Below are 21,267 nucleotides of genomic sequence, written 5' to 3' on the forward strand. Positions count from 1 at the left end.
ATTAGCCCTCCTGTTTGAGAATAAAGGTTGATTCTTCAGTATAGGTTTCCATCATGGCTGGGTGCACGATGGCCTGATACTTGCCATCAGCGGCCAAGGGGATCGGGTTAAGCCCGATTAGCACCCGTTCCGTTTCAAAACGAATCCCGTCTTGTACGACCATGACATGGTCTGGTTTGATTGCGAGTAAAAAATCCATTCCTCTTGAAACGCTGCGATACGGAATCAAGCGTACCCGGGACTGCCATTCCAGCGGCAAATGGTCCCAAGATCCGTCCAGCTTCTCCCACACTCCACCGTTTTCATCGGCTTGTCGGAGAAGCGACGGCGGAAGCAAATGTGCGAACATGCGATTTTCGATAATCATGACGGGTATTCGTGTAATCGGCTCGTGGAGCTGATTTCCTGTATCCACAAGTCCACGGCAAATGACTTTTTCCCCTGCCAACGTAATGACGACATCGACGAGAAAGGTTTCGATTCTTCGCGGTTCCTGGATCGCGCGGTAGCTCTTTTTCCCAAGGAAAAAGATCAGGATAAAACCGATCAGGACAATCCCCAGGGTAGGCTTGAAACCAACGCCAAACCCATCATTATGCGTGACAACCAGTCCATTCACAATTTCATTTCGCGGCGCCAAAAAATACTGTAGCCCAAGCACTCCCCCTCCAAATACAAATGCGACAAAGTAAAAAATGATCAAGTTTTGCACAAAAGACAACAACCTCCTGTTCCCAAAAGCAATCCACAGCATGATGACGGAAAAGAGCAGCTTGACCCACCACTGATACATCGGAGAAAACACAGGAAAAAAGAAAAAGACCAGATACGCGGAGCCAAACAGGGAAGCAAGTATCATTCTCCACCACACCATGCGCTCTTTGCGAAAATAAGCAGTAAACCAGAGTAACAAGGTATCAATAGCCACATTCAGGAGTAGAATGATATCAAGATACACAACCACTTGCTTTCCCCCTCATCTTTTGACCGACTTGGCAGTAAGCATGTGTCCTAGCAAAAATGGTAAATAGTAGGACGACTTCTATCAGTAAAAGCAGTATATATCAATGTGTATGTAAAGTCTGTCAATTCTTGACGGTGTTTTTTTGGTTTTTTTGTCTAACATTTTTCATCCAACCAACGAAAAAAAAGCCTTGTCCCCACTGACGGGAACAAGGCTTTTGACAGTCGTTTATCGCTTTAGTTTTTGTTGCGACGGCGATTGCGCAGGAATGCTGGAATATCCAGATTATCCAGGTTTCCCATGGAGAAGAAGGACTTGTCTTCCTCTTCTTCCTTCGCACGGCTGTTATTCGTATTGGAAACTGGTGTCGGACGATTGCCAGGCGTGTTGATCGGCTGTTGCTGACGGCGAGGAGCTTCCGCCGCGCGTTGACTATGCTCGAAACCTGTGGCAATCACGGTCACGACCAATTCATTTTTCAAATCCTCGTTAATAACCGCACCGAAAATCATGTTAACATCTGGGTCCGATGCAGAAGATACGATATCTGCTGCTTCGTTAACCTCGTACAAGCTCAGGTTGGTACCGCCTGTGATGTTCATGAGAACACCGCGTGCACCATCAATCGCAGTCTCAAGCAGTGGGCTGGAGATAGCACGACGAGCTGCTTCAGCAGCACGATTTTCACCGCTACTTACACCGATTCCCATGAGAGCAGAACCGCGCTCAGTCATAATCGTCTTCACGTCAGCGAAGTCCAAGTTGATCAGTCCAGGTACCGCAATCAGGTCGGAAATACCTTGAACCCCTTGTCGCAGTACGTTGTCAACCTCGCGGAACGCTTCGAGCATTGGCGTATTCTTATCAACGATTTCCAAAAGACGGTCGTTAGGAATCACGATCAGTGTGTCTACTTTTTCTTTCAGAGCAGCGATACCGATTTCACCGTGCTGGGAACGTCTGCGACCCTCAAAAGAGAACGGACGGGTTACTACACCAACTGTAAGAGCACCCATTTCTTTGGCGATCTCTGCAACAACTGGTGCTGCACCTGTACCCGTACCTCCACCCATACCGGCAGTTACGAATACCATGTCAGCTCCACGCAGAGCGTTTTCAATCAAATCACGGCTTTCTTCAGCCGCTTTTTTCCCGATCTCAGGATTCGCACCTGCTCCAAGACCACGTGTGAGCTTTTCCCCAATTTGCAGCTTGATATCTGCACTAGAGAGCTGGAGTGCTTGCGCGTCGGTGTTCAAGGTGATGAATTCCACACCCTTTACTCCACCTGCGATCATGCGGTTTACTGCGTTGCTACCTCCGCCCCCACAACCAATAACTTTAATTCGTGCAAAGGATTCCAAGTCCATATCAAATTCCAGCATATTGCTAGTCCTCCCCAATTCAACATAAGAAAACTTCGTGGCTACAGAAGCCTGTCAACTAAACACAATGGAACGAATCGATCCCCAACTTCGTCATTGTAGTTAACCTCGGCAAAGCGAACTCCATTTAAATAAATTCGCTAAACCAGTTTTTTACTTTTTCCATCAAACCGCCGCCTTCTTTTGGCTTAGAAGACGAGACGGTTTGCTTCTGAGTACCCTTGAATGAGGGGGTGACGCGAATGCTGCGGCGCTCCATCAACTGCAAGGCATATTGAATCAAACCTACCCCGGTGGTGTAAGCAGGGTCTCGCACTCCGATGTAATCAGGAATCGCGATTCGAACAGGTGCGTCCAATTCTTCTTTTGCCAATTCCAACATGCCCGGCATGGCTACGGTACCACCCGTAAGAACATAGCCACCAGCAATTTCGTCGCGATAGCCCAATTTGTATACAGCATCCTCGACTAATTGGAATATTTCAGCAGCGCGCGGCTCGACAATATTGGCCAAATCCACTTGCGTAAATTGTTTTTCGACTTCGCTGCCAATCCGATTCACCTTGAATTTCACATCTTCGGATGCTTCGTCAATAAGAGCACAGCCGTGTTTGGTTTTCACACGATCTGCAACATCTGTATGCGTACGCAGTCCCAGTGAAATATCGCTCGTAATGTGGTCGCCACCGATGCCGATCACGGTGGTCGCTGCCAGTTTTCCCTGCTCGAATACACCGATCGTGGTAGAACCCGCACCGATGTCGACAAGAACGACACCCATGTTTTTGTCATCTTTGGATAGAGCAACAGTGCTAGCCGCAAGCGGTTGCAAGAAAATTCCAGCTACACGCAAATTGGTTCGTTGAGCACAGCGAACGATGTTATGTACGACCGTTTTTAACCCGGTCACAATGGTCCCTTCCATTTCTAGTCGGACACCAATCATCCCACGCGGGTCCTTGATGCTCCCTTGTCCATCAACGATGTACTCCTTCGGGACTACCTCGATGATTTCACGGTCTGGAGGAATAGCCACGACCTTCGCTGCCTGAATTACGCGTTGAATATCTTCTTCTCGTATCTCACGGTCTTCGCTGGATACAGCGACAACCCCTTGGGTTTCATGCAGATCGATATGGTTTCCAGTGATCCCTACATACACTTCTTCGATTGAAACGCCAACCATGCGCTCCGCATGATCAACTGCTTCTCGGATGGCATGCACGGTTTGGTCGATGTCTACAATCACGCCCTTCTTGATGCCTTCTGAATGTGATTGTCCGACGCCGATGATGTTGATGGAACCGTTGTTGATCTCGCCGATCATGACGCGTACTTTGGATGTTCCAATGTCTAGGCTGACGATGAGTTCATTGCTTACCAAACCTGTGACACCTCCCTTGCTACGTCTTTTTTCTTGCTAAAGTGAGAACACCTGCATAAATTATTCCACACAGGACAACCATTCCCTTTTTTTCTTATTGATTTTTTATAAAAAAATGACCTTCTTCCCATTTTCCTTCGCGTTATTCTTGCTGATTGATCCATTTGGATAGAACAATTCTCCTAATGACAGCGAGATTATTGAACAAGCGGACCCCGAAAGCCACGATCGCAGCCAAATATAGATCAATCCCCAAGAACCCTCCGATGAAGGCCAAGCCTGCTGCAAAAAGTGTGTTGAAAAAGAATCCAGACATGAAAATACGAACGTTAAAAGTACGTTCTAAAAACGAACGAATCCCCCCAAAGATCGTATCCAATCCAGCCAAGAGGGCTATTGATAGATAGCTGCTATACTCCTGGGGCACACGCCAATCCAGCAGGAAGCCGACGACAAGACCGACAATCAGTCCGATAAGCGGGAGCCACATGGTTACGAATCTCCTTTTTCTTTCACAGGTTTCATAAATTGAATGACACGTGTTTCGTTATTCGCTGAAATCATCAGCTTGTCCCGTTTTTCGGCCAGCACCTTCTTATTCGCCAGCTGAAAGTTCTCCTCTACACCCTCCAGCTTCAATGCGGATAACAATACTTCAGGTTCCCCCAATGCTTTTATCTCATACGGAGCCCTGATCGTCCTGGTATCGATTTGGATGACGTCTCCCACATTGCGGATCGCCGTGGTAGAAATCAGTCGATGTCCATTAATGGAAACAGCTTGTGCTCCGTTTGCAAACAGGATATTTACCAACCAGCGCAAATCTTCATCGTCAATCGTATAGTCGCCTACAACAGGCACAGGCATATGTTCATCCACAACTGGTTCTTCGGCCGGATGGGCGTCGACAACATCAATGACGATGCCTTCTCCCTCCATCCCTACCATACCAGCCATCCGACGAGTCCGTGCCAACTCCTCTTTCATAACGGAGATGCTTTCATCTTCACTGAGTGAGGTTTCGTATTGGTAGTACAGCTGATTGTACTTTGAAATGTCTGCAAGCAGGTTTTTGTGTTTCTCCAGTTCTTTTTGCAACGTGGTCCGAAGTTCCGCGATGCTGCGAGACTCTTTATGAATAGGATGAAGACTGCTTCGTAATTGCACAGTCAACATCACACCTATGATAGCACTAATAATGGCAAGAATAAATGTGATTTTACGGCTTTTTTGTAACATAGGTAAACGCATCCTTTTATTTAGGAGTGTTTCGTTTTCGCGTCACCAACAAAGGCAGGCAGCTCTACCCGCTCTTTTTTGGCTACGCTTATTTGGACAAAATCTTGCAAGGAGTGCAAAACACCTCCCGGTAAATTCAAAGCACTGTCTAGTGTGTCGGGATTTCCGATCGCTGTTACTACGAACGGAGCTGCTGATTTGATGCCGTTTACGATGATCGTGGGTCCAATGCAACGGATCTCGGAATTGCTCACCACCCGCTGTCCGTTAATGCTGATCGCCTCTGCACCTGCTGCACGCAGTTCATTGACGACTAGGCGCACATCCTGCTCATGCACGATGTAGTTCGCGATGTCTGCGCTGTTCGCTGCATTCTGGCTATCCTGCATCGTTATGACGATACCCGGCCCTTCTACAGCGACTACCCCAGCCAGCATCCGCGCTGCACCCAGTTGACTGAGTGTTTCAGCAGCCTCCGACTTGCGCTCCGCCATCGCCTCTTCCACTTTTCCCACCTGACGCTGCAAATCGAGCAGTTGATTTTCCAGATGCCGATTTTGCTCTTTCTCCGCCAGAATTCGGTCATTCAATTGGGTTTCCTGCTGGAACAACTGATCATGCATTCGCTCTTTGCGCGTAATCTTGTTCGTTTCGAAGGAAGTGGCCACTAGAAAGCCGGTAGAAAACGTCACGATGGTTAAATACAAATGAAATTTGCGACGACGACTCATTGTCTGCTTTCCCCTTTTTCATTTACTGCTGTGGTTGCTCTTGCCCTTCCTGTATCGGAATAGCCCCTTGAGCCCCGTACGGAATAAACCACGGCTGCTCAAACAAAGAGAGCACCCCTTTTGTATCTGGTGGCAATTCTTTCACGATCGTGGGGTACCAGTTCATCATCTTGTCCAGCTTGTAGATGACGCTTCTTACTTCATTCCCGTCTCGCATGTACAGTGTTACGCGTTGCTTGTCGTAAACCGTTGGCGTCAGTGTAATATCCGAAATTTCCGCGAGTACATCTGGTGATAATTTCGATAGCGACTTGGCGAGGTGGGGAAGGAGCTCAGGTGAAGCCCAAGAGCTTATCAATGGCCTGTCCACTACGCGCTTTGCGAAATTAACCTGTTTAAGCACATAGCCATTGTCTAGTAAGGCATAGCGGCTTCCATCCTGCCCACTCCAAAAAGCAACGCGTTTTTGTTCGGTTATATGTAGCGTAATCAATCCAGGGAAAGAGCGGCTCAGCGTCACATCAGTTATGGCCTCTAATGGTTTCAAGTTATTTCGTACACTGTTCTCCCATACGTTTAAAAACTGCATGTCCTTTTTCAAGCCAGATTGTGCAATGATTTGCTCCGTCGTATAAATATCATTACCAATCACTCGAATCTCTTGCACCTTACTGTAAGGGGAACGGATAAAAACGATGATGAGAATGGTAAGAAAAAACAACACCAATAGAAAGACCAGCTTGCGGTTGCCCCTTCTTCTGGGGCGTTGTTGCTTGACTTGCGGAATACGTTCCTCAAATACCGCCATGGCCGTACCCTTCCTCATGTTTTTTAGGCTCATTGCCCAGAGCAAAGTAAAATTATGGATGTCTTTCGAATAAATGTCATTAAACAAAACAGGGAAAGCGGCATAACATTATGCCGCCCACTCTCCCTCGGTTAGATCGATACTCGCGATATATCGGCTCCTAATTGACGCAATTGCTCTTCCAGCCGATCGTATCCGCGATCGATATGATGGGTCTGGTTCACCGTGGTCATACCTTCTGCAGCAAGCCCTGCGAGTACTAATGCAGCACCTGCTCGAAGATCTGTAGCTTCTACATTAGTAGCGGTCAATTTGTTGACACCCCGAATGATAGCGGAGCCAAGATCTACGTATATAGAGGCGCCCATTCGCGCCAATTCATTCACATGTTTGAATCTTCCTTCAAAAATGGTCTCTTTGATGACGCTTGTTCCCCTAGCCTGTGACAGAAACACCATCAGCTGCGCCTGCAAGTCGGTTGGAAACCCAGGATATGGCGAGGTGATGATCCGGTCGTAGGCACGTGGGCGGGAGGTGCTTTTGATTTCCATTATATCATGGCGGGTCTTGATTTCAACACCGCAGCTACGAGCGACCTCAATCAATGCCGTCAATTGCTCAGGCAGTGTATTCGTCAACTCGATATGTCCCTGTGAAATACCGACAGCCAGCAGATAGGTTCCTGTTACAATCCTGTCCGGTATGATCCGGTAACTGACGGAACGCAAGCGAGGTACACCACTGATTTCAATCGTATCGGTGCCTGCCCCTCTGATCCTCGCGCCCATGGCATTCAGGAAATTCTGGAGGTCGATGATTTCCGGTTCTCGCGCCGCATTACAAATTCGAGTCGTGCCTTTTGCCAGCACAGCCGCCATCATGATATTTTCCGTCGCGCCCACACTGGGGAAGGAAAGAAAGATATTGGACCCACGCAATTGTTTGGCCCGAAATGTAATGTAGCCTTCCGATTCTTCGATCTTGGCTCCAAGCGCAGTCAATCCAGCCAAGTGCAAATCAATCCTGCGCTCACCAATGTCACATCCACCTGGCCTAGAAATCGTGACCTCACCCAGACGTGCCAGGAGTGGCCCCGCCAAAAAAATCGAAGATCGCATTTGGCTCATTAAATCATCCGGCACCTGCGGGACACAGACAGACGTTGTATCCAGATCGACACATCCGTCCTCATGCTTCGTATTCGCCCCAAGCAATGTCAAGATTTCGAGCATGACCTTAATATCTTTTAGATGGGGGACGTCATAGATATAGAATTGCCCTTCCGCGAGAACAGCAGCGGCAAGAATGGGAAGAGCAGCGTTCTTAGCACCTTGGATCCGAAGCGAACCGGACAGAGGTCTTCCGCCTTCGATCGCAAAAGTCTCCAAACTTTCACCTCCGTGTTACCCCTCGCCCACCACCAGGACTTCCGAATGCAAATCAATCCCATTTTTCTCAAGAATGGTGCTCCGGATGTGATTAATCAAGGTGAGGACGTCGGCAGCCGTTGCTCCTCCGCAGTTCACGATGAAGTTGGAGTGTTTTTCTGAAACCTGAGCTCCTCCGATTCGATAGCCCTTCAGCCCTGCTGCCTCAATTAGTCGGCCTGCGTGGTCATTCGGCGGATTACGGAACACGCTGCCACAACTCGGCATTTGCAGTGGCTGTGTAGCGCGGCGTCGTTCCTTGTTCGCAGCAAGCGTAGCGGAAATCTCTTTGCTGTCTCCCGTTCTCAATTGAAAACGGGCCTCTAGCACGATCCCTTTTTGCTTCTGCAAAAGAGAAGTCCGATAGCTAAAGCTCAGTTCCTCGTTACTCAACACTTTACTTTCGCCGTTTTCGAAAAGGATCTCGGCATCAATAAGAATACGTGAAAGATCAGATCCGTGTGCCCCCGCATTCATATAGACGGCGCCGCCTACCGTACCAGGAATCCCTCCTGCAAACTCCATACCTGTTAATCCCATCTTGCCTGTCTCCACCGCCAAGCGGATCATGGAATATCCGGCACCCACACACACCTCTTCGCCCCTGAACTCGCAGTGGCTTAAGCCCTCGGCCACTTTAAGCACGGCTCCACGTATCCCTCTGTCCCTCACCAGAAGGTTTGAACCGCGCCCGATTACGCTCCAAGGAATTTCATGACGATGGATGATCTGCAAGGCTTTTTGCAAGGATGCTTTATCCTTGGGTTGGATTAACAAATCAGCAGGGCCCCCGATCCGCCACGTTGTATGATTAGCAAGGGGTTCATCGGTCCACACTTTTTCGATTCCTGCTTGCATGAGTTCATCTGCGATCTTTTTCATTTGTGAACCTCCTGATACGTTTGCTAGGTCGGACCTAGTCTTCTCACGTGTTTGCTCCATACTATGCGTTCGCCCAGATCGGCGTGACAATCGCCCATCTGATCATTTTTTTCGTGTAATCGCATCTAATTGGCGGACAATCTCCGTCGCAGCTTGCGGCATCCCCAAGGAAAGAGAACTGTTTTTCATCTCTTCCCATTTCGCTGGATTAGCAAGGATATTTTCCAAGGAAAGTAGCAAGCTCTCTCCGGTAAGCTCCCGCTCTACGATGACATGAGCTGCCCCTGCGCGTTCCAATCCCCTTGCATTTTTCTCTTGATGGTTGTTCGTGACGTAGGGGGACGGAATCAAAATCGAAGGCACACCTAGTGCCGTTATTTCTGCCAAGGTAGATGCCCCTGCACGCCCAACCAATACATGCGTCGCCGCCAAAACATCCGGCATATTATGGACGAAAGGAAGCACAGAAATGTTACTTGGAAGTGTTCCTAGTTCACGAAGCTGTGCCGAGATCGTTTCAAAATGAACGTCGCCCGTCACATATACAAAATGAGTATCGGCATATTTGCCCAACTGCGTAACAACCGAAAGCACCGCCTCATTTATAGCGCGTGCTCCCCTGCTGCCGCCAAAGATCAGCACGATTTTATTGTTCTTGTCCACGCCCAAAAAGCTACGACCCGCCTCTGCATTACCATGCATGACTTCTGTTGCACGCGGATTTCCGGTCAGTACCGTTTTGGACGAGGGAAAATGGGCAAGCGATTCTTTGAACGAAACGGCCACCCGAGTAGCTGAACGAGAAAGAAACTTGTTGGTCAAGCCTGGCACTACGTTTTGCTCATGGATGAGGGTCGGAATCCCCAATCGCGAAGCTGCATATACGACTGGACCACATACATAGCCACCCGTCCCAATTACGACATCCGGCTTGAATTCACGCAGCATTTTCTTGGCATCGCCAACTGCCCGGACGAATTTCCACAAGGTCTTCAGGTTGTCCAACGACAGCTTGCGTTTCAATCCGCTAATTTCCACCGCTTGGAATGGAATGTTTGATCTCGGAACCAATCCTGCTTCCAAGCCTTTTTTACTGCCAATATACAAAAAGGCAGCCTGCGGATTTTGGCGGGAAACTTCCCTCGCCACCGCAAGCGCCGGATAAATATGACCACCTGTGCCACCGCCTGTTAAGACGACACGCATACGTTCACACCCTTTTTTGAGAAGGAGTAGCAATAGGCTGATTTCCTTGCTTATTCCCTACTCCCCGTTGAGGTTTCTATTATCGAGAAAAACGGGAGATGTTCAACAAGACACCTACACCGGTGAGCATCAGTGTCAATGATGAACCTCCGTAGCTTAAGAACGGCAACGTAATTCCTGTCACGGGAAACATCCCTGTCACAACACCGACATTGATGACCACCTGGATGGCAATCATGCCGATGATCCCTAGCGCAAGGAGGCTTCCGAACAAATCTGGAGCCGTAATCGCCGTCCGCATTCCCCTCCACAACAAGAGGAGGAAAAGCAGGAGTATGAGCGTGCCTCCGATAAAGCCCAGCTCCTCTGCGACAATCGAGAAAATAAAATCATTGTAAGGCTCAGGCAGGTACAAATGCTTTTGTCTGCTTTGCCCAAGACCAAGACCCAACAAGCCGCCGGGACCTATTGCGTAAAGGGATTGGATGATTTGATAGCCGGTATTGAGCGGGTCAGACCACGGATCGAGGAAGGACGTAATCCTTTTGATTCGATAAGGAGCTGACAAAACCAAGCCAATGAAGCCGACAACTCCAATCATTCCCAATCCGACGAAATGACTGATCCGCGCACCTGACGCAAAAATCATGACGACTGCTGTTCCCATCAAAACCGTCCCTGTACCCAAATCCGGTTGCAGCATGATCAAGCCAAAACACAGAACCGGGATTCCCAAGGCAGGCATAAGACCTTTTCGGAACAAGACAATTTGCTTCTGATTATCGGAGAGCCACTTCGCCAGGAATGCAACGACGCCAAGCTTCGCAAATTCACCTGGTTGAATTCCAAAGGCTCCAAAACCCAGCCAGCTTTTCGAACCATTTACTTCGATCCCGATGATCAGAACGAGAATCAACAGACCGATGCTCACCAGATACCCTGGCTTGGCCCATTGCTTCCACACCCAGTAGTCGATATTCATCGTAATGTACATGGATGTAATCCCTAACAGAGCGAAGATAAGTTGCCGCTTGGCGAAAAAATACGGATCGGAAAATGGCGGCTTTTGCGCTACGATCGCACTGGCGCTGTACACCATCACGATGCCAATTCCCAATAAAAAAAGTGTTGCAAAAATAATTACGAAGTCGGGGGCAGAGCGTACCTTGCTCATTGTGCCAGGTCATCCTTTCTCATGCCGTCCCGCTTTTGTCGTATTCTTGATTGTGCAGTGGGACGTTATGCTAGGCTTGTTTTAAGTCTATGCACGCCGTCCTTAAACATGCTCCCCCTTGTCTCAAACGAAGGAAACATGTCCCAACTCGCACAAGCAGGGCTCAGTAAGACCACATCACCTGATTCGGCCAACTGGGAAGCAGCAAGAACGGCTTTTTCCACAGTATCGACATGGATACGCTCATTAATCCCTGCTTCCTGAGCGCGTTCCAATAAAATCGGAGCCGTCTGCCCGAGAGCGATTACTGCTTTTACCCGACCTTGGATCACAGGCAGCAGTTCCCGAAAATCAACACCACGATCCAGCCCGCCGCAAATCCAGACGATCGGCTCCTTGCATGCTTGCAAAGCGCGCGATGCCGCTTCCGGGTTGGTCGCTTTTGAATCATTGAAGTATTTGACACCACGAATCGAATCTACGAACTCCATCCGGTGCTCTACCCCTGGGAAGGTAGTAAGAACTTGTATGATCGATTGCTTGTCCGCGCCTGCGAGCTTTGCAACAAGAATCGTAGCCAGTGCGTTGTCCAGATGTGGAACGGTAATGTCCGCCGTCTCAACGATTGGCTCTGTATTCCCATTCCCATCTGCAAAAAGAATCAAACCATCCTTGACAAAAGCTCCCTTTGGCACCTCTTGACTCTTGCTAAAATAGTAGATGGATGCAGGAAGGTCTTTGCATTTTTCTACAATCTCAGGTTGGTCATATGGCAAAATAGCTGCGTCATCTGGCGTTTGGTTGGCAAACATTTTCAGTTTGGCTGCCAAATACTCTTCCATTGTGTGATGGTAATCCAGATGAGCAGGATACAGATTGAGCAAAACACCGATATGCGGGCGGAATTCCCTCGTCCCCATCAGTTGGAAGCTGCTCAATTCGGCAACTAGCCATTCGTCGGGACCTGCTTCCTCCGCCAGACCGCACAACACGGTACCAATGTTGCCTCCTACCTTCGCATCCAGACCCGCTTCTTTGAAAATCAGTCCGACGAGCGTAGTGGTCGTGGTCTTGCCATTGGAGCCTGTAATGCCGATAATCGGTGCCTTGGCAATCTGGGAGGCCAGCTCCACCTCCGTCACAACAGGAATGCCAAGTTCCTGCGCCTGCTTGACGGGTGCTGCTTCGTACGGAATCCCCGGATTTTTGACCACAAGGGATACCCCTTCATGAATCAGATCATCTGGGTGATAGCCGCAAATGACTGGAATCCCCAACGATTCCAGCTCTTCTATACCCACTGCTTCTTCACGTGGCTTTTTATCATTTACGACGACATGAGCACCAAAGCGGTGTAGCAGTTTTGCCACTGCGACACCGCTCTTTGCCATACCAATAACGACGACATGCTTATCATGAAAACGCATCATCTGATTGTCACCACCTCAAGGTATACACCCAATCCAGCAAAGAACATACCGACGAGCCAGAACGTGACAACCACGCGCCACTCTGACCAGCCCGTTAATTCAAAATGATGATGCAGAGGACTCATGCGGAAAATACGCTTTCCACGTGTCTTAAAGGAGACTACCTGCATAATGACAGAAATCGTCTCGACAACAAATACCCCACCGATAATAGCCAAAAGCAATTCCGTCTTGGTCATGATCGCAATTCCCGCCAGCGCTCCACCGAGTCCGAGTGAACCCGTATCGCCCATGAAGACGCGTGCCGGATGTGCATTAAAGACGAGGAAGCCAAGTACCGCACCTACAACAGCCGCACTAAAAATAGCGGTGTCATAATCTTGACCAAACCATGCGATGATCGCATAAGCACCAAAAGCGATTGCACCCGTCCCTGCCAATAGTCCATCCAATCCATCTGTGATGTTAACGGCATTTGTTGTACCTACCAAGAGGAACAACAGGAATGGGAAGTAAAAATAGCCAAGCTCAAGCTTCCACGGTGTACCTGGCAGATGGATGGACGTGTCATGCCCCATCATGAGCAGTAAAATGTAAGCGCCGATTGCCAAGACAATCTGACCAGCAAACTTTTGTTTGGCGGTTAACCCGAGGTTACGTTTTTTCTTGATTTTGATGAAATCATCCAAAAAGCCGATTAAACCGTATCCAAGAGTCACCAGTAACAGGAAGTAAATTTCCATTTTTGCATTGGCAAACTTCAACACGGTAAATATGAGTGCCAAAAGAATGATGGAGCCTCCCATCGTGGGAGTTCCAGCCTTCTTAAAATGGGATTGCGGTCCTTCCTCACGAATTGCCTGCCCAAATTTCAGGCGGCGAAGGAAGGGAATAAACAATGGGCCAATGAGTACGGCGATGAGAAACGCAGCGACGATCGTGACGATTAGGACGTTGTCAACGAACATGCCCGAGCCTCCTTTCTTTCGATGCAGTTTGTTGCATCTGTCTATTCTTGGTTGTACCGGGCAATCGCTTCGCGCGCAACTTTACGGTCATCGAAGGGCAGCACCTGGTCTTTTATCATTTGATACGTTTCGTGTCCTTTTCCGGCGATCAAGATCACATCGTCCGGCTTTGCAAGCGAAACTGCATGCGCAATGGCTTCGCGTCGGTCAGCCAGTGCCGCATAACGTTCGGGTGCCACTTCCGACAAGCCAGCCAGCATGTCATCAAGAATCGCCTGTGGCTCCTCCGAGCGCGGATTATCTGATGTTAAGACGGTCAGATCAGCATACTTCGTTGCAATTTGCGCCATGATTGGGCGTTTCGTTTTATCCCTGTCGCCTCCGCAGCCAACTATGCAAAATACGTTGCCACGGGCAAATTCCTTGACGGTCATCAATGCATTTTCCAAACTGTCTGGGGTGTGGGAGTAGTCGACGAGTACTGCAAACTGCTGACCAGCATCCACTGCTTCAAATCGCCCATTTACGCCTGCTACCTCTTCCAGGCTCGCTTTGATTTCTTCTAGTGAAATACCTTCAGCGAGTGTAACCGCAATAGCTGCCAAAGCGTTATACACATTGAACTTTCCCATCAGCTTCAAGTTCAGACGCGCACTGCCAGCGAAGCTTTCGACTGTAAAGGAAGTTCCTTTGCTCGTGATTTCGATTTGTTTTGCCCTTACATCTGCTGGCTGATCAATGCCGTATGTAATGACTCGCACAGGTGTAACGGTGGCGTATAATTCGGACGCCTCATCATCCGCATTCAGTACAGCCGTTTTTAACCGGTCTGTGTCGTAGCTGTTGCCCAGCTGGGAAAACAACAACGATTTGGCGTAGCGATAGTTTTCCATCGTTTTATGATAGTCGAGGTGATCCTGCGTCAAGTTGGTGAAAACCGCTGTATGGATTTCGCAACCGCGCACTCTTCCCAGCTCCAGTGCATGGGAGGAAACCTCAATAATCGCATAGTCTGTGTTCACATCGCACATGCGACGAAAGCTTCTTTGCAAATCTATGGCATCCGGAGTCGTATTTTTGACTTCCTCCGTTACGTCTCCAATTTTCATATGGATCGTGCCGATTAAGCCTGTTTGCTTGCTTTGATCGCACAAAATTTTGTCGATCAGATGCGTAGTGGTCGTCTTGCCATTTGTTCCCGTTACGCCAATGACTTTTACTTCTTTTGTGGGAGATCCGAAAATACGATCAGCCAGCATAGCCATTGCCCGCCGGGTATCCGGTACTTTGACAATAGTCGCTGGCACGTCCAGATCTTGTTCGGATAACACGGCGACGGCACCATTCTTCACCGCCTGGGCCGCAAACGTATGTCCATCCACGGTATATCCAGTCAGACAAACAAACAAGTAGCCGGGCTTTACCTGGCGCGAGTCTGCTGTCAAACCCGTAATCTCCATGCTGTCATCCCCCGAAACCGTTACTGGTAACAAAGGCATGAGCAGATCCCGTAGAAACATGAAACAGGCACCCCATTCTCCAACTAGTATAGACAGAAATTTGAACATTTGTACTTGGCTACGCCGTTCTTTTAGGCGCAGTCTTGACGAACAAAGGCAGAGCGAACGTAGACAAGCCTACTCCCCTCCGCCTTCGAAATCTCATTTTATAGCTAATTGGTCAATTTGTCACCAAGGTATATGCGAATTTTTCCGCCCTCATCAATTTTTACTCCAGGTGCAGGGGACTGCTGGATGACGTACTGACCTTTACCTGAAACGACTAGCGGCAGAGTATCATACGTTGTCACTACTTCTCTCATGGATTGTCCGACCATGTTTGGCACTTCGATTGGCGCCCTTTCTCCAAGAGCTTTGTTAATTTCCTTGGGGATGCCATCTTTTCGTTTGGGTACATTCAAATGTTGAAGGGAAGATTCCATAATACTTTTTACACTCGGGGCAGCGATTAATCCACCAAACGCCAGTGCTTTCGGATTGTCTACAGCGAAGTAAACAACGATCTGCGGATCATCAGCTGGCGCAAAGCCGATAAATGACACGATGTATTCCCCATCGACGTAACGACCATTTTTTACCTTTTGCGCTGTTCCCGTCTTTCCTCCTACCCGATACCCTTCAATATATGCCTTATTACCTGTTCCTTGAGCGACCACACTTTCCAGCGCATGCCGAACTTTGGCTGAAGTCTCTTCGGTAATCACCTGTCGAACTTCTGTCGGCAAGGTTCTCGCCACGACATCGTGTGTCACACTATCCCGCCATTCTTTGGCGACAAACGGCTTCATGAGCTTGCCACCATTGATAGTGGCTGAGACTGCAGCCATTTGTTGAATCGGCGTTACCGATACCCCTTGACCGAAAGAAGTCGTCCCCAGCTCTACGGGTCCCACTTTTTTCAAGTTGAATAGCAGCCCGTTTTCTTCGCCAATCAAATCGATCCCTGTCTTTTGTCCAAAGCCAAATTTTTTGATGTAGTCAAAAAGTCGTTCTTTTTGCAGTCGCTGGCCCATCGTAACAAAGCCAGGGTTACAAGAATTCTCAACCACTTCCAACATCGTTTCCTGTCCATGCCCCTGCCGCTTCCAGCATCGCAATCGCTTACCTGCCACGTTGATGAATCCTGGATCGTAAAAGCCCTCGTTCAGATTGATGACACCTTCATTTAAAGCGGCTGCCAGGGTCACAATCTTGAAAGTGGAACCAGGCTCGTATGTTTTCCAAATTGGGAGATTTCGATTGTACACCTCTGAAGGATAGTCCCTATACTCATCCGGTTGAAAAGTCGGCCGGCTGCCCATCCCCAATATTTCCCCTGTCTTCGGATTCATGGCGATAGCCAGAACATCATCAGGCTGATAAGCAACCACCGCCTGATCCAGCTCGCGTTCGATAAACGATTGGATGGTGCTATCGAGTGTTAAATACATGTCCATGCCATTTACGGGTGCGACGTAGTCTTCAGTTCCACCTGGCAGTACACGTCCTTTGGCATCGGACGGAAACGAGATATGGCCATCGGTACCCATCAAAAAGGGATCGTAAATTTTTTCTAGCCCTGTCAACCCTTGATTATCAATGCCTGTGAAGCCAAGAATATGGGCAGCCATACTTCCGTTCGGGTAAAAACGCTTCGTATCCCCTGCTAAGTATATACCTGGCAAGTTCAGTTCTTGTATTTTTCTCGCCTTTTCAAGAGACAGTTTTCTTCCGCCTGGAATCTGGTTGTTGCTCATTTCTTTTTTCGTAATGGCACGAAATACATCTTCTTCTTTTTGCTCCAAAATGATGGCGAGCTGTCTCGCTGTTTCTCTAGGGTCCTTGATCTGCGCCCCTACCGATACCAGTGTCGGGACGGTCATATTCGTCACGAGCTCATTGCCGCTTCTGTCTAGAATGCGACCGCGATTGGGTTGAAATTTAATTTCCCGTTTGAGCAGTTCATCTGACATTTGCGAGAGTTTCGGGCCTTCTATCAATTGAACATAACCCAATCGGGTGACAAGCGCCGAATACAGAACCACTCCTACAATCAAGATGATAAAAATCCGACGGCGTACAGTAGCATTGGATACCCGCAAAGCGAGTCCCCCCTCAAATAGGTTGTCTCTTCTTAACCTTATTCGCAGGGGGGACTAGTTAGAACTATGGAGTTGTTGGTGTTTACGTTGTTTGATCCGTTGGTTTGTCAGCAGGAGGTGCCTGTCCAGATGCTGGCGGCTGTGCTGCTCCACCTTGCCCAGTTTGCTGACCGGAAGATGGCGGAGCCGGATTATTTCCACCTGTTGGATTTGTGGTAGTATTCGGCGTCACATTGTTTGCGTTCGTTGTAGCAGGCACTATACCGCCCTCCTGACCTGGTGGTGGTGGTGCCGGCACAGGTGGTTCCGATACGGATTGTAGCGTCACCTGAAGCAGCTCTGTACCCTGGAGCACCGTTCCCGGAGGAATACTTTGTTGCGTGACGAAGCCAGTTCCAGTCGATTTCATTTCGAGATTGATCAAGGAGCTGAACTCCATGACGTCCCGCAATGATTTTCCTTTGAAGTCAGGCATTTTTGTTCCTTTGACCCTGTCCGTTACAAGGATGATCTGTTCACCCGGAATAACCTGATCATAGGCTTCCGGGTACTGTTTGACGATTTTCGTGCCTGTCCCAGCTACCGTAACCGTCAAACCGTCCTGCTTCGCCCGCAATTGCGCGGCTGTCGTAGACATCGCTTCAAACTTGGGCAATGTCTTCGGTGTAGCAGATGAGGATGCCAGTGCTGCCTGGGCTTCTTTCTTCGGCGTCGCCTTTCCAATCTGTGTATTCTTGACTACCGACAAATCAGGCTGCTGCTGCAAATATTGCAGGCTGCGTTCCATAATGGATGTAAACATTGGAGCGAGCATCATTTTCCCCCACAATGCATACCATGCATCTGTTTGCGGATCATCAATGACGACATAAACCAACAGCTTTGGATTATCTTTTGGCGCAAAACCGATGAAGGAAACAACGTAACGGCCATCCATAATTTTCCCTGTGTTGGGATCATATTTTTGTGCAGTTCCCGTCTTTCCTGCTACTTGGTACCCTTCGATCTGATATTGTAAACCCGTCCCGGGTTTCTCTGAGACAACCTTACCCAAAATGTCTCGTGTCTGTTTCGCAGTCGCTTCACTTACAACCCGCTCCACAACCTCACGTTGCGTGCGATTGACGACTGCTTCCGTGTGAGGATCGCGCATTTCTTTTAAAATATGTGGTTTAAGGAGCTCTCCTCCATTCGCGATCGCCCCTACAGCGGCAACCTGCTGGATCGCCGTGACCGTCGCTGCTTGTCCATACGTTGTTGCAGCCCAGTCACGCGGTGATCGAGGTTTTTCCAGGTTGATCAGACTTCCTTTTTTCTCGTAGGGAAGCTCAATTCCGGTTACTTCACCCATCCCGAATTTTTTGAAGTATTTCTTTAGACCTTCCAGCTTCAACCGTTCATAACCCAACTTCGCGAACAATACGTTACTGGATCGCTGAACCCCTTCCAAAAAGGTGATGGTTCCCCAACCGGCACCATTGTTGTGGTCGCGGATCGGAATCTGCCCCTTGATGGTATAAGCACCTGATTGATAGGTTTCAGTCGGACTAAACATCTTTTCTTCAATCGCTGCCGCCAGCGTAATAATCTTAAAGGTAGAGCCCGGCTCAAACATCGTAGTGACAGCATGGTTATTGTAATTTTCAATCCCGTTGTAGTACGTATTCGGATTGAACTGCGAGCGATTGCCCATGGCCAGAACCTCACCGCTTTGCGGGTCGGCTACAATGACCGTCATGCCCTGCGGCTTGTACTGCTGTTCCACCTTATCAAGCGCTTGTTCTACATAATTCTGGATTTGCCGATCAATGGTGAGATATACATCTAAGCCGTCTTTTGCAGGAATGTACTCCCCTTCTCCGTCTGGAAGCTGGTAGCCAGCACGATCCCTCTGGTAGGCAATATGTCCCTTTTCGCCAGCCAATTCTTTATTCAATTGCAGCTCGATCCCCATTTTCGGTTCATCATACAAATCAAGATAGCCGATCACATGGGAAGCGAAGGCGTTATTCGGATAAATTCGGCGAGTCGTTTCAGTCAAGTAGATGCCTGGGAGCTGGTTCTTTTTGACTTGCTCTCCACTAGGAAGCTTCGGATATTGCAAGGCGAGGATTCGATTCCTCTGCTCTTCACTGATCTTTTGCCCGTAACGCCCCAATTCCACGACTTTGTTCGGCTTGGTCAAATTCTTCACCAATTCTGGAACAGGCGCATTCAAAATAGGAGCCAGCATATTCGCTGTGTAGTAAGGATCTTTCACCACATCTTCGTCTCTCTCATCGCGCGGCTTCAGTTTTGCGTTTACCGTGTATGCCTTACCGTCATACGCTAAAATCTCGCCGTTTCGATCATAGATCGCTCCACGCTTCGGCTTCAAAACATGCTCCCTGTCCCACTGCTTTTGTGCCGTTTCCATGATTCTGGCAGCCTCTGCAGTTTGGATCCAATAAATTCGAAAGCTCAGCGTCGAAAAGATCAAGATCAGGCATAAGGCTACCACGAGAATACGCCAATTTACTTTTCGTTTCCATTCCATCTCCATTCAACTCCGTCGCATCAAAGATCGCCCGCCTCCCAAGAAAGGCTGATGGGGGAGACGAGCGCAACCTAGCCGAGTCAGGAGCAGTCTCGGGCCCAGCTAAGAAAAAATGTTACCGCACATGAGAGCAGTAACATTTAAGGTTGTTTTGGCTGTGATTGTGGTAGAGAACTCGCCTGTACTTCTGGTTTCCCAATCGTATGTACTGCTCCCGGATTGTATACCATCCCCTGCTTCTCTGCTTCTTTTTGCAGGCGATCCCGGTTGGTCATTTGCTCAATCTGCAATTTCAGCGTTGCATTTTTTTCTGTCGTTATACGATTTTCATGTTTGGTACTTTGGATTTCGTAATTCAACTGGGAAATTTGCGAGTAGCGGACACCCACTAGACCCAAGCCGACGACGGTTAACGAGATAAATAAGAGATACAGCAATTTTTCTCCGGTCGGAATCGTTGGCTTGATTCGAACCGTACGCTTTGTTGTTTTCGTTACAGAGCGGGATTGTTGTTCCAACTCCATAGCTAGATTTCCTCGGTAGTAATAACTCATCGCTTCTCCCTCCCCTTTCTCGTCGCTTCCGGTCTACAGCTTCTCCGCTACCCGTAGTTTAGCTGATCGTGCACGATTGTTTGCTTCCAATTCTTCTTCTGATGGCAAAATCGGCTTCTTTGTAATCACTTTTACCACAGCTTTATTTCCGCATGTGCAAATTGGAAAAGCTGGCGGGCATGTGCACCCTTTTGCAAAGTCTTGATAAATTTGTTTGCAGATTCTGTCCTCTAGTGAATGAAACGTGATGACGCTTACCCGACCTTCTGGATTCAAAACAGTAATAGCATCGACGACAGCTTCTTTGAATGCATCCAGCTCATCATTGACTGCGATCCGAATCGCCTGAAATGTACGCTTCGCCGGATGGGGTCCGGTACGGCGCGCAGCGGCAGGAATTCCTTCCTTAATCAATTCAACCAGCTCGCCTGTTGTTTGGATCGGCTGCTTCTTGCGTTGTTGAACGATTTGCCGGGCAATTCGCCGGGAAAATTTCTCTTCTCCGTACAGCCAAATGATCTTGGCAATCTCTTCTTCTTCCCACTCATTGATAATGTCATAGGCTGACAACGGCGCCTGTTGGTCCATTCTCATATCCAGAGGCGCATCAGCATTGTAGCTGAAGCCACGCTCTCCCTCATCCAACTGTGGAGAGGATACCCCAAGGTCAAACAAAATCCCGTCTACGCCAGTCAAACCTAAATCACTCACAATGTCTTTGATATGGCGAAAGTTACTCTTTACCAGCGTAACTCTATCCATATAGGAAGCGAGTCTTTCGCGGGCATTGTCCAGCGCCCAGTCATCCTGATCAATGGCGATAAGTCGACCACCCTCAGTTAGCTTGGAAGCAATCAGACTGCTATGCCCAGCTCCACCGAGTGTACAATCTACATAAATGCCTCCAGGACGAATATTTAGCCCTGCGACAGCCTCTTCCATCAAAACCGTTACGTGATGAAACGACAATGTCGTCAC

At 48.7% G+C, this 21,267-nt stretch carries 18 protein-coding genes; all 18 read right to left on the minus strand.

Features of this window, described 5'->3' with window-relative positions; all coding sequences use genetic code 11:
* Position 1 precedes the first annotated feature (1 nt).
* The 18 genes from spoIIGA to rsmH all read right to left on the minus strand — a co-directional run bounded on the left by spoIIGA (position 2) and on the right by rsmH (position 21,267).
* A complete protein-coding gene (gene spoIIGA / locus C7R93_RS17590) occupies positions 2 to 964 on the minus strand; it encodes a sigma-E processing peptidase SpoIIGA (RefSeq protein WP_106840038.1) in 963 nt (320 codons plus the stop codon).
* Positions 965 to 1,200: 236 nt separating this feature from the next.
* Complete coding sequence (gene ftsZ, locus C7R93_RS17595; protein ID WP_015892088.1) at positions 1,201 to 2,349, minus strand: cell division protein FtsZ; 1,149 nt, start codon at positions 2,347 to 2,349, stop codon at positions 1,201 to 1,203.
* Between the two features lie 127 nt (positions 2,350 to 2,476).
* Positions 2,477 to 3,733, minus strand: a complete 1,257-nt coding sequence (gene ftsA, locus C7R93_RS17600; RefSeq protein ID WP_106840039.1) for a cell division protein FtsA — start codon at positions 3,731 to 3,733, stop codon at positions 2,477 to 2,479.
* Between the two features lie 142 nt (positions 3,734 to 3,875).
* Positions 3,876 to 4,223 (minus strand): small basic family protein, encoded by a 348-nt coding sequence (locus C7R93_RS17605; RefSeq protein WP_007717721.1) that lies wholly within the window; start codon positions 4,221 to 4,223, stop codon positions 3,876 to 3,878.
* A 2-nt stretch (positions 4,224 to 4,225) separates the two neighbouring features.
* Positions 4,226 to 4,972, minus strand: coding sequence for a DUF881 domain-containing protein (locus C7R93_RS17610; RefSeq protein WP_106840040.1), 747 nt, complete (start codon positions 4,970 to 4,972; stop codon positions 4,226 to 4,228).
* Positions 4,973 to 4,992: 20 nt separating this feature from the next.
* The gene (locus tag C7R93_RS17615; RefSeq protein WP_106840041.1) at positions 4,993 to 5,703 is read right to left on the minus strand and encodes a DUF881 domain-containing protein; all 711 of its coding nucleotides are present in this window, start codon (positions 5,701 to 5,703) and stop codon (positions 4,993 to 4,995) included.
* A 22-nt stretch (positions 5,704 to 5,725) separates the two neighbouring features.
* Positions 5,726 to 6,511 (minus strand): cell division protein FtsQ/DivIB, encoded by a 786-nt coding sequence (locus C7R93_RS17620; RefSeq protein ID WP_106840042.1) that lies wholly within the window; start codon positions 6,509 to 6,511, stop codon positions 5,726 to 5,728.
* 131 nt (positions 6,512 to 6,642) lie between these two features.
* On the minus strand, positions 6,643 to 7,899 hold the full coding sequence (gene murA / locus C7R93_RS17625) for a UDP-N-acetylglucosamine 1-carboxyvinyltransferase (protein WP_106840043.1): 1,257 nt from the start codon (positions 7,897 to 7,899) through the stop codon (positions 6,643 to 6,645).
* A 15-nt stretch (positions 7,900 to 7,914) separates the two neighbouring features.
* Positions 7,915 to 8,820 (minus strand): UDP-N-acetylmuramate dehydrogenase, encoded by a 906-nt coding sequence (gene murB / locus C7R93_RS17630; protein WP_106840044.1) that lies wholly within the window; start codon positions 8,818 to 8,820, stop codon positions 7,915 to 7,917.
* Positions 8,821 to 8,922: 102 nt separating this feature from the next.
* Positions 8,923 to 10,026 carry an undecaprenyldiphospho-muramoylpentapeptide beta-N-acetylglucosaminyltransferase gene (gene murG / locus C7R93_RS17635; protein WP_106840045.1) on the minus strand — a complete coding sequence of 368 codons (1,104 nt, stop codon included), beginning with the start codon at positions 10,024 to 10,026 and terminating at the stop codon, positions 8,923 to 8,925.
* A 79-nt stretch (positions 10,027 to 10,105) separates the two neighbouring features.
* A complete protein-coding gene (gene spoVE / locus C7R93_RS17640; RefSeq protein WP_106840046.1) occupies positions 10,106 to 11,200 on the minus strand; it encodes a stage V sporulation protein E in 1,095 nt (364 codons plus the stop codon).
* A 65-nt stretch (positions 11,201 to 11,265) separates the two neighbouring features.
* Positions 11,266 to 12,630 carry a UDP-N-acetylmuramoyl-L-alanine--D-glutamate ligase gene (murD, locus tag C7R93_RS17645; RefSeq protein WP_106840047.1) on the minus strand — a complete coding sequence of 455 codons (1,365 nt, stop codon included), beginning with the start codon at positions 12,628 to 12,630 and terminating at the stop codon, positions 11,266 to 11,268.
* A complete protein-coding gene (gene mraY, locus C7R93_RS17650) occupies positions 12,627 to 13,598 on the minus strand; it encodes a phospho-N-acetylmuramoyl-pentapeptide-transferase (RefSeq protein WP_106840048.1) in 972 nt (323 codons plus the stop codon). Before mraY ends, murD begins: the two co-directional genes overlap by 4 nt.
* 41 nt (positions 13,599 to 13,639) lie before the next feature.
* Positions 13,640 to 15,118 (minus strand): UDP-N-acetylmuramoyl-L-alanyl-D-glutamate--2,6-diaminopimelate ligase, encoded by a 1,479-nt coding sequence (locus C7R93_RS17655; RefSeq protein ID WP_106840049.1) that lies wholly within the window; start codon positions 15,116 to 15,118, stop codon positions 13,640 to 13,642.
* 152 nt (positions 15,119 to 15,270) lie between these two features.
* Positions 15,271 to 17,199, minus strand: coding sequence for a stage V sporulation protein D (locus C7R93_RS17660; RefSeq protein WP_106840050.1), 1,929 nt, complete (start codon positions 17,197 to 17,199; stop codon positions 15,271 to 15,273).
* Positions 17,200 to 17,281: 82 nt separating this feature from the next.
* Positions 17,282 to 19,735 (minus strand): penicillin-binding protein, encoded by a 2,454-nt coding sequence (locus C7R93_RS17665; protein ID WP_106840212.1) that lies wholly within the window; start codon positions 19,733 to 19,735, stop codon positions 17,282 to 17,284.
* A gap of 140 nt (positions 19,736 to 19,875) precedes the next feature.
* Positions 19,876 to 20,289: a cell division protein FtsL gene (ftsL2, locus tag C7R93_RS17670; protein ID WP_106840051.1), complete on the minus strand. Its 414-nt coding sequence runs from the start codon at positions 20,287 to 20,289 to the stop codon at positions 19,876 to 19,878.
* 33 nt (positions 20,290 to 20,322) lie between these two features.
* On the minus strand, positions 20,323 to 21,267 hold the full coding sequence (gene rsmH / locus C7R93_RS17675) for a 16S rRNA (cytosine(1402)-N(4))-methyltransferase RsmH (protein WP_106840052.1): 945 nt from the start codon (positions 21,265 to 21,267) through the stop codon (positions 20,323 to 20,325).

It is taken from the genome of Brevibacillus fortis (genome assembly GCF_003013395.1).
Classification (GTDB): Bacteria; Bacillota; Bacilli; order Brevibacillales; family Brevibacillaceae; genus Brevibacillus; species Brevibacillus fortis.

What these genes read in the sequence shown, in the direction of transcription:
- mraY (WP_106840048.1), bottom strand. Translation starts at nt 13,598, where the DNA reads ATGTTCGTTGACAACGTCCTAATCGTCACGATCGTCGCTGCGTTTCTC.
- C7R93_RS17610 (WP_106840040.1), bottom strand. Translation starts at nt 4,972, where the DNA reads ATGTTACAAAAAAGCCGTAAAATCACATTTATTCTTGCCATTATTAGT.
- C7R93_RS17620 (WP_106840042.1), bottom strand. Translation starts at nt 6,511, where the DNA reads ATGGCGGTATTTGAGGAACGTATTCCGCAAGTCAAGCAACAACGCCCC.
- C7R93_RS17665 (WP_106840212.1), bottom strand. Translation starts at nt 19,735, where the DNA reads ATGGAATGGAAACGAAAAGTAAATTGGCGTATTCTCGTGGTAGCCTTA.
- murG (WP_106840045.1), bottom strand. Translation starts at nt 10,026, where the DNA reads ATGCGTGTCGTCTTAACAGGCGGTGGCACAGGTGGTCATATTTATCCG.
- C7R93_RS17655 (WP_106840049.1), bottom strand. Translation starts at nt 15,118, where the DNA reads ATGTTTCTACGGGATCTGCTCATGCCTTTGTTACCAGTAACGGTTTCG.
- ftsL2 (WP_106840051.1), bottom strand. Translation starts at nt 20,289, where the DNA reads ATGAGTTATTACTACCGAGGAAATCTAGCTATGGAGTTGGAACAACAA.
- murB (WP_106840044.1), bottom strand. Translation starts at nt 8,820, where the DNA reads ATGAAAAAGATCGCAGATGAACTCATGCAAGCAGGAATCGAAAAAGTG.
- C7R93_RS17605 (WP_007717721.1), bottom strand. Translation starts at nt 4,223, where the DNA reads ATGTGGCTCCCGCTTATCGGACTGATTGTCGGTCTTGTCGTCGGCTTC.
- murD (WP_106840047.1), bottom strand. Translation starts at nt 12,630, where the DNA reads ATGATGCGTTTTCATGATAAGCATGTCGTCGTTATTGGTATGGCAAAG.
- spoVE (WP_106840046.1), bottom strand. Translation starts at nt 11,200, where the DNA reads ATGAGCAAGGTACGCTCTGCCCCCGACTTCGTAATTATTTTTGCAACA.
- C7R93_RS17615 (WP_106840041.1), bottom strand. Translation starts at nt 5,703, where the DNA reads ATGAGTCGTCGTCGCAAATTTCATTTGTATTTAACCATCGTGACGTTT.
- ftsZ (WP_015892088.1), bottom strand. Translation starts at nt 2,349, where the DNA reads ATGCTGGAATTTGATATGGACTTGGAATCCTTTGCACGAATTAAAGTT.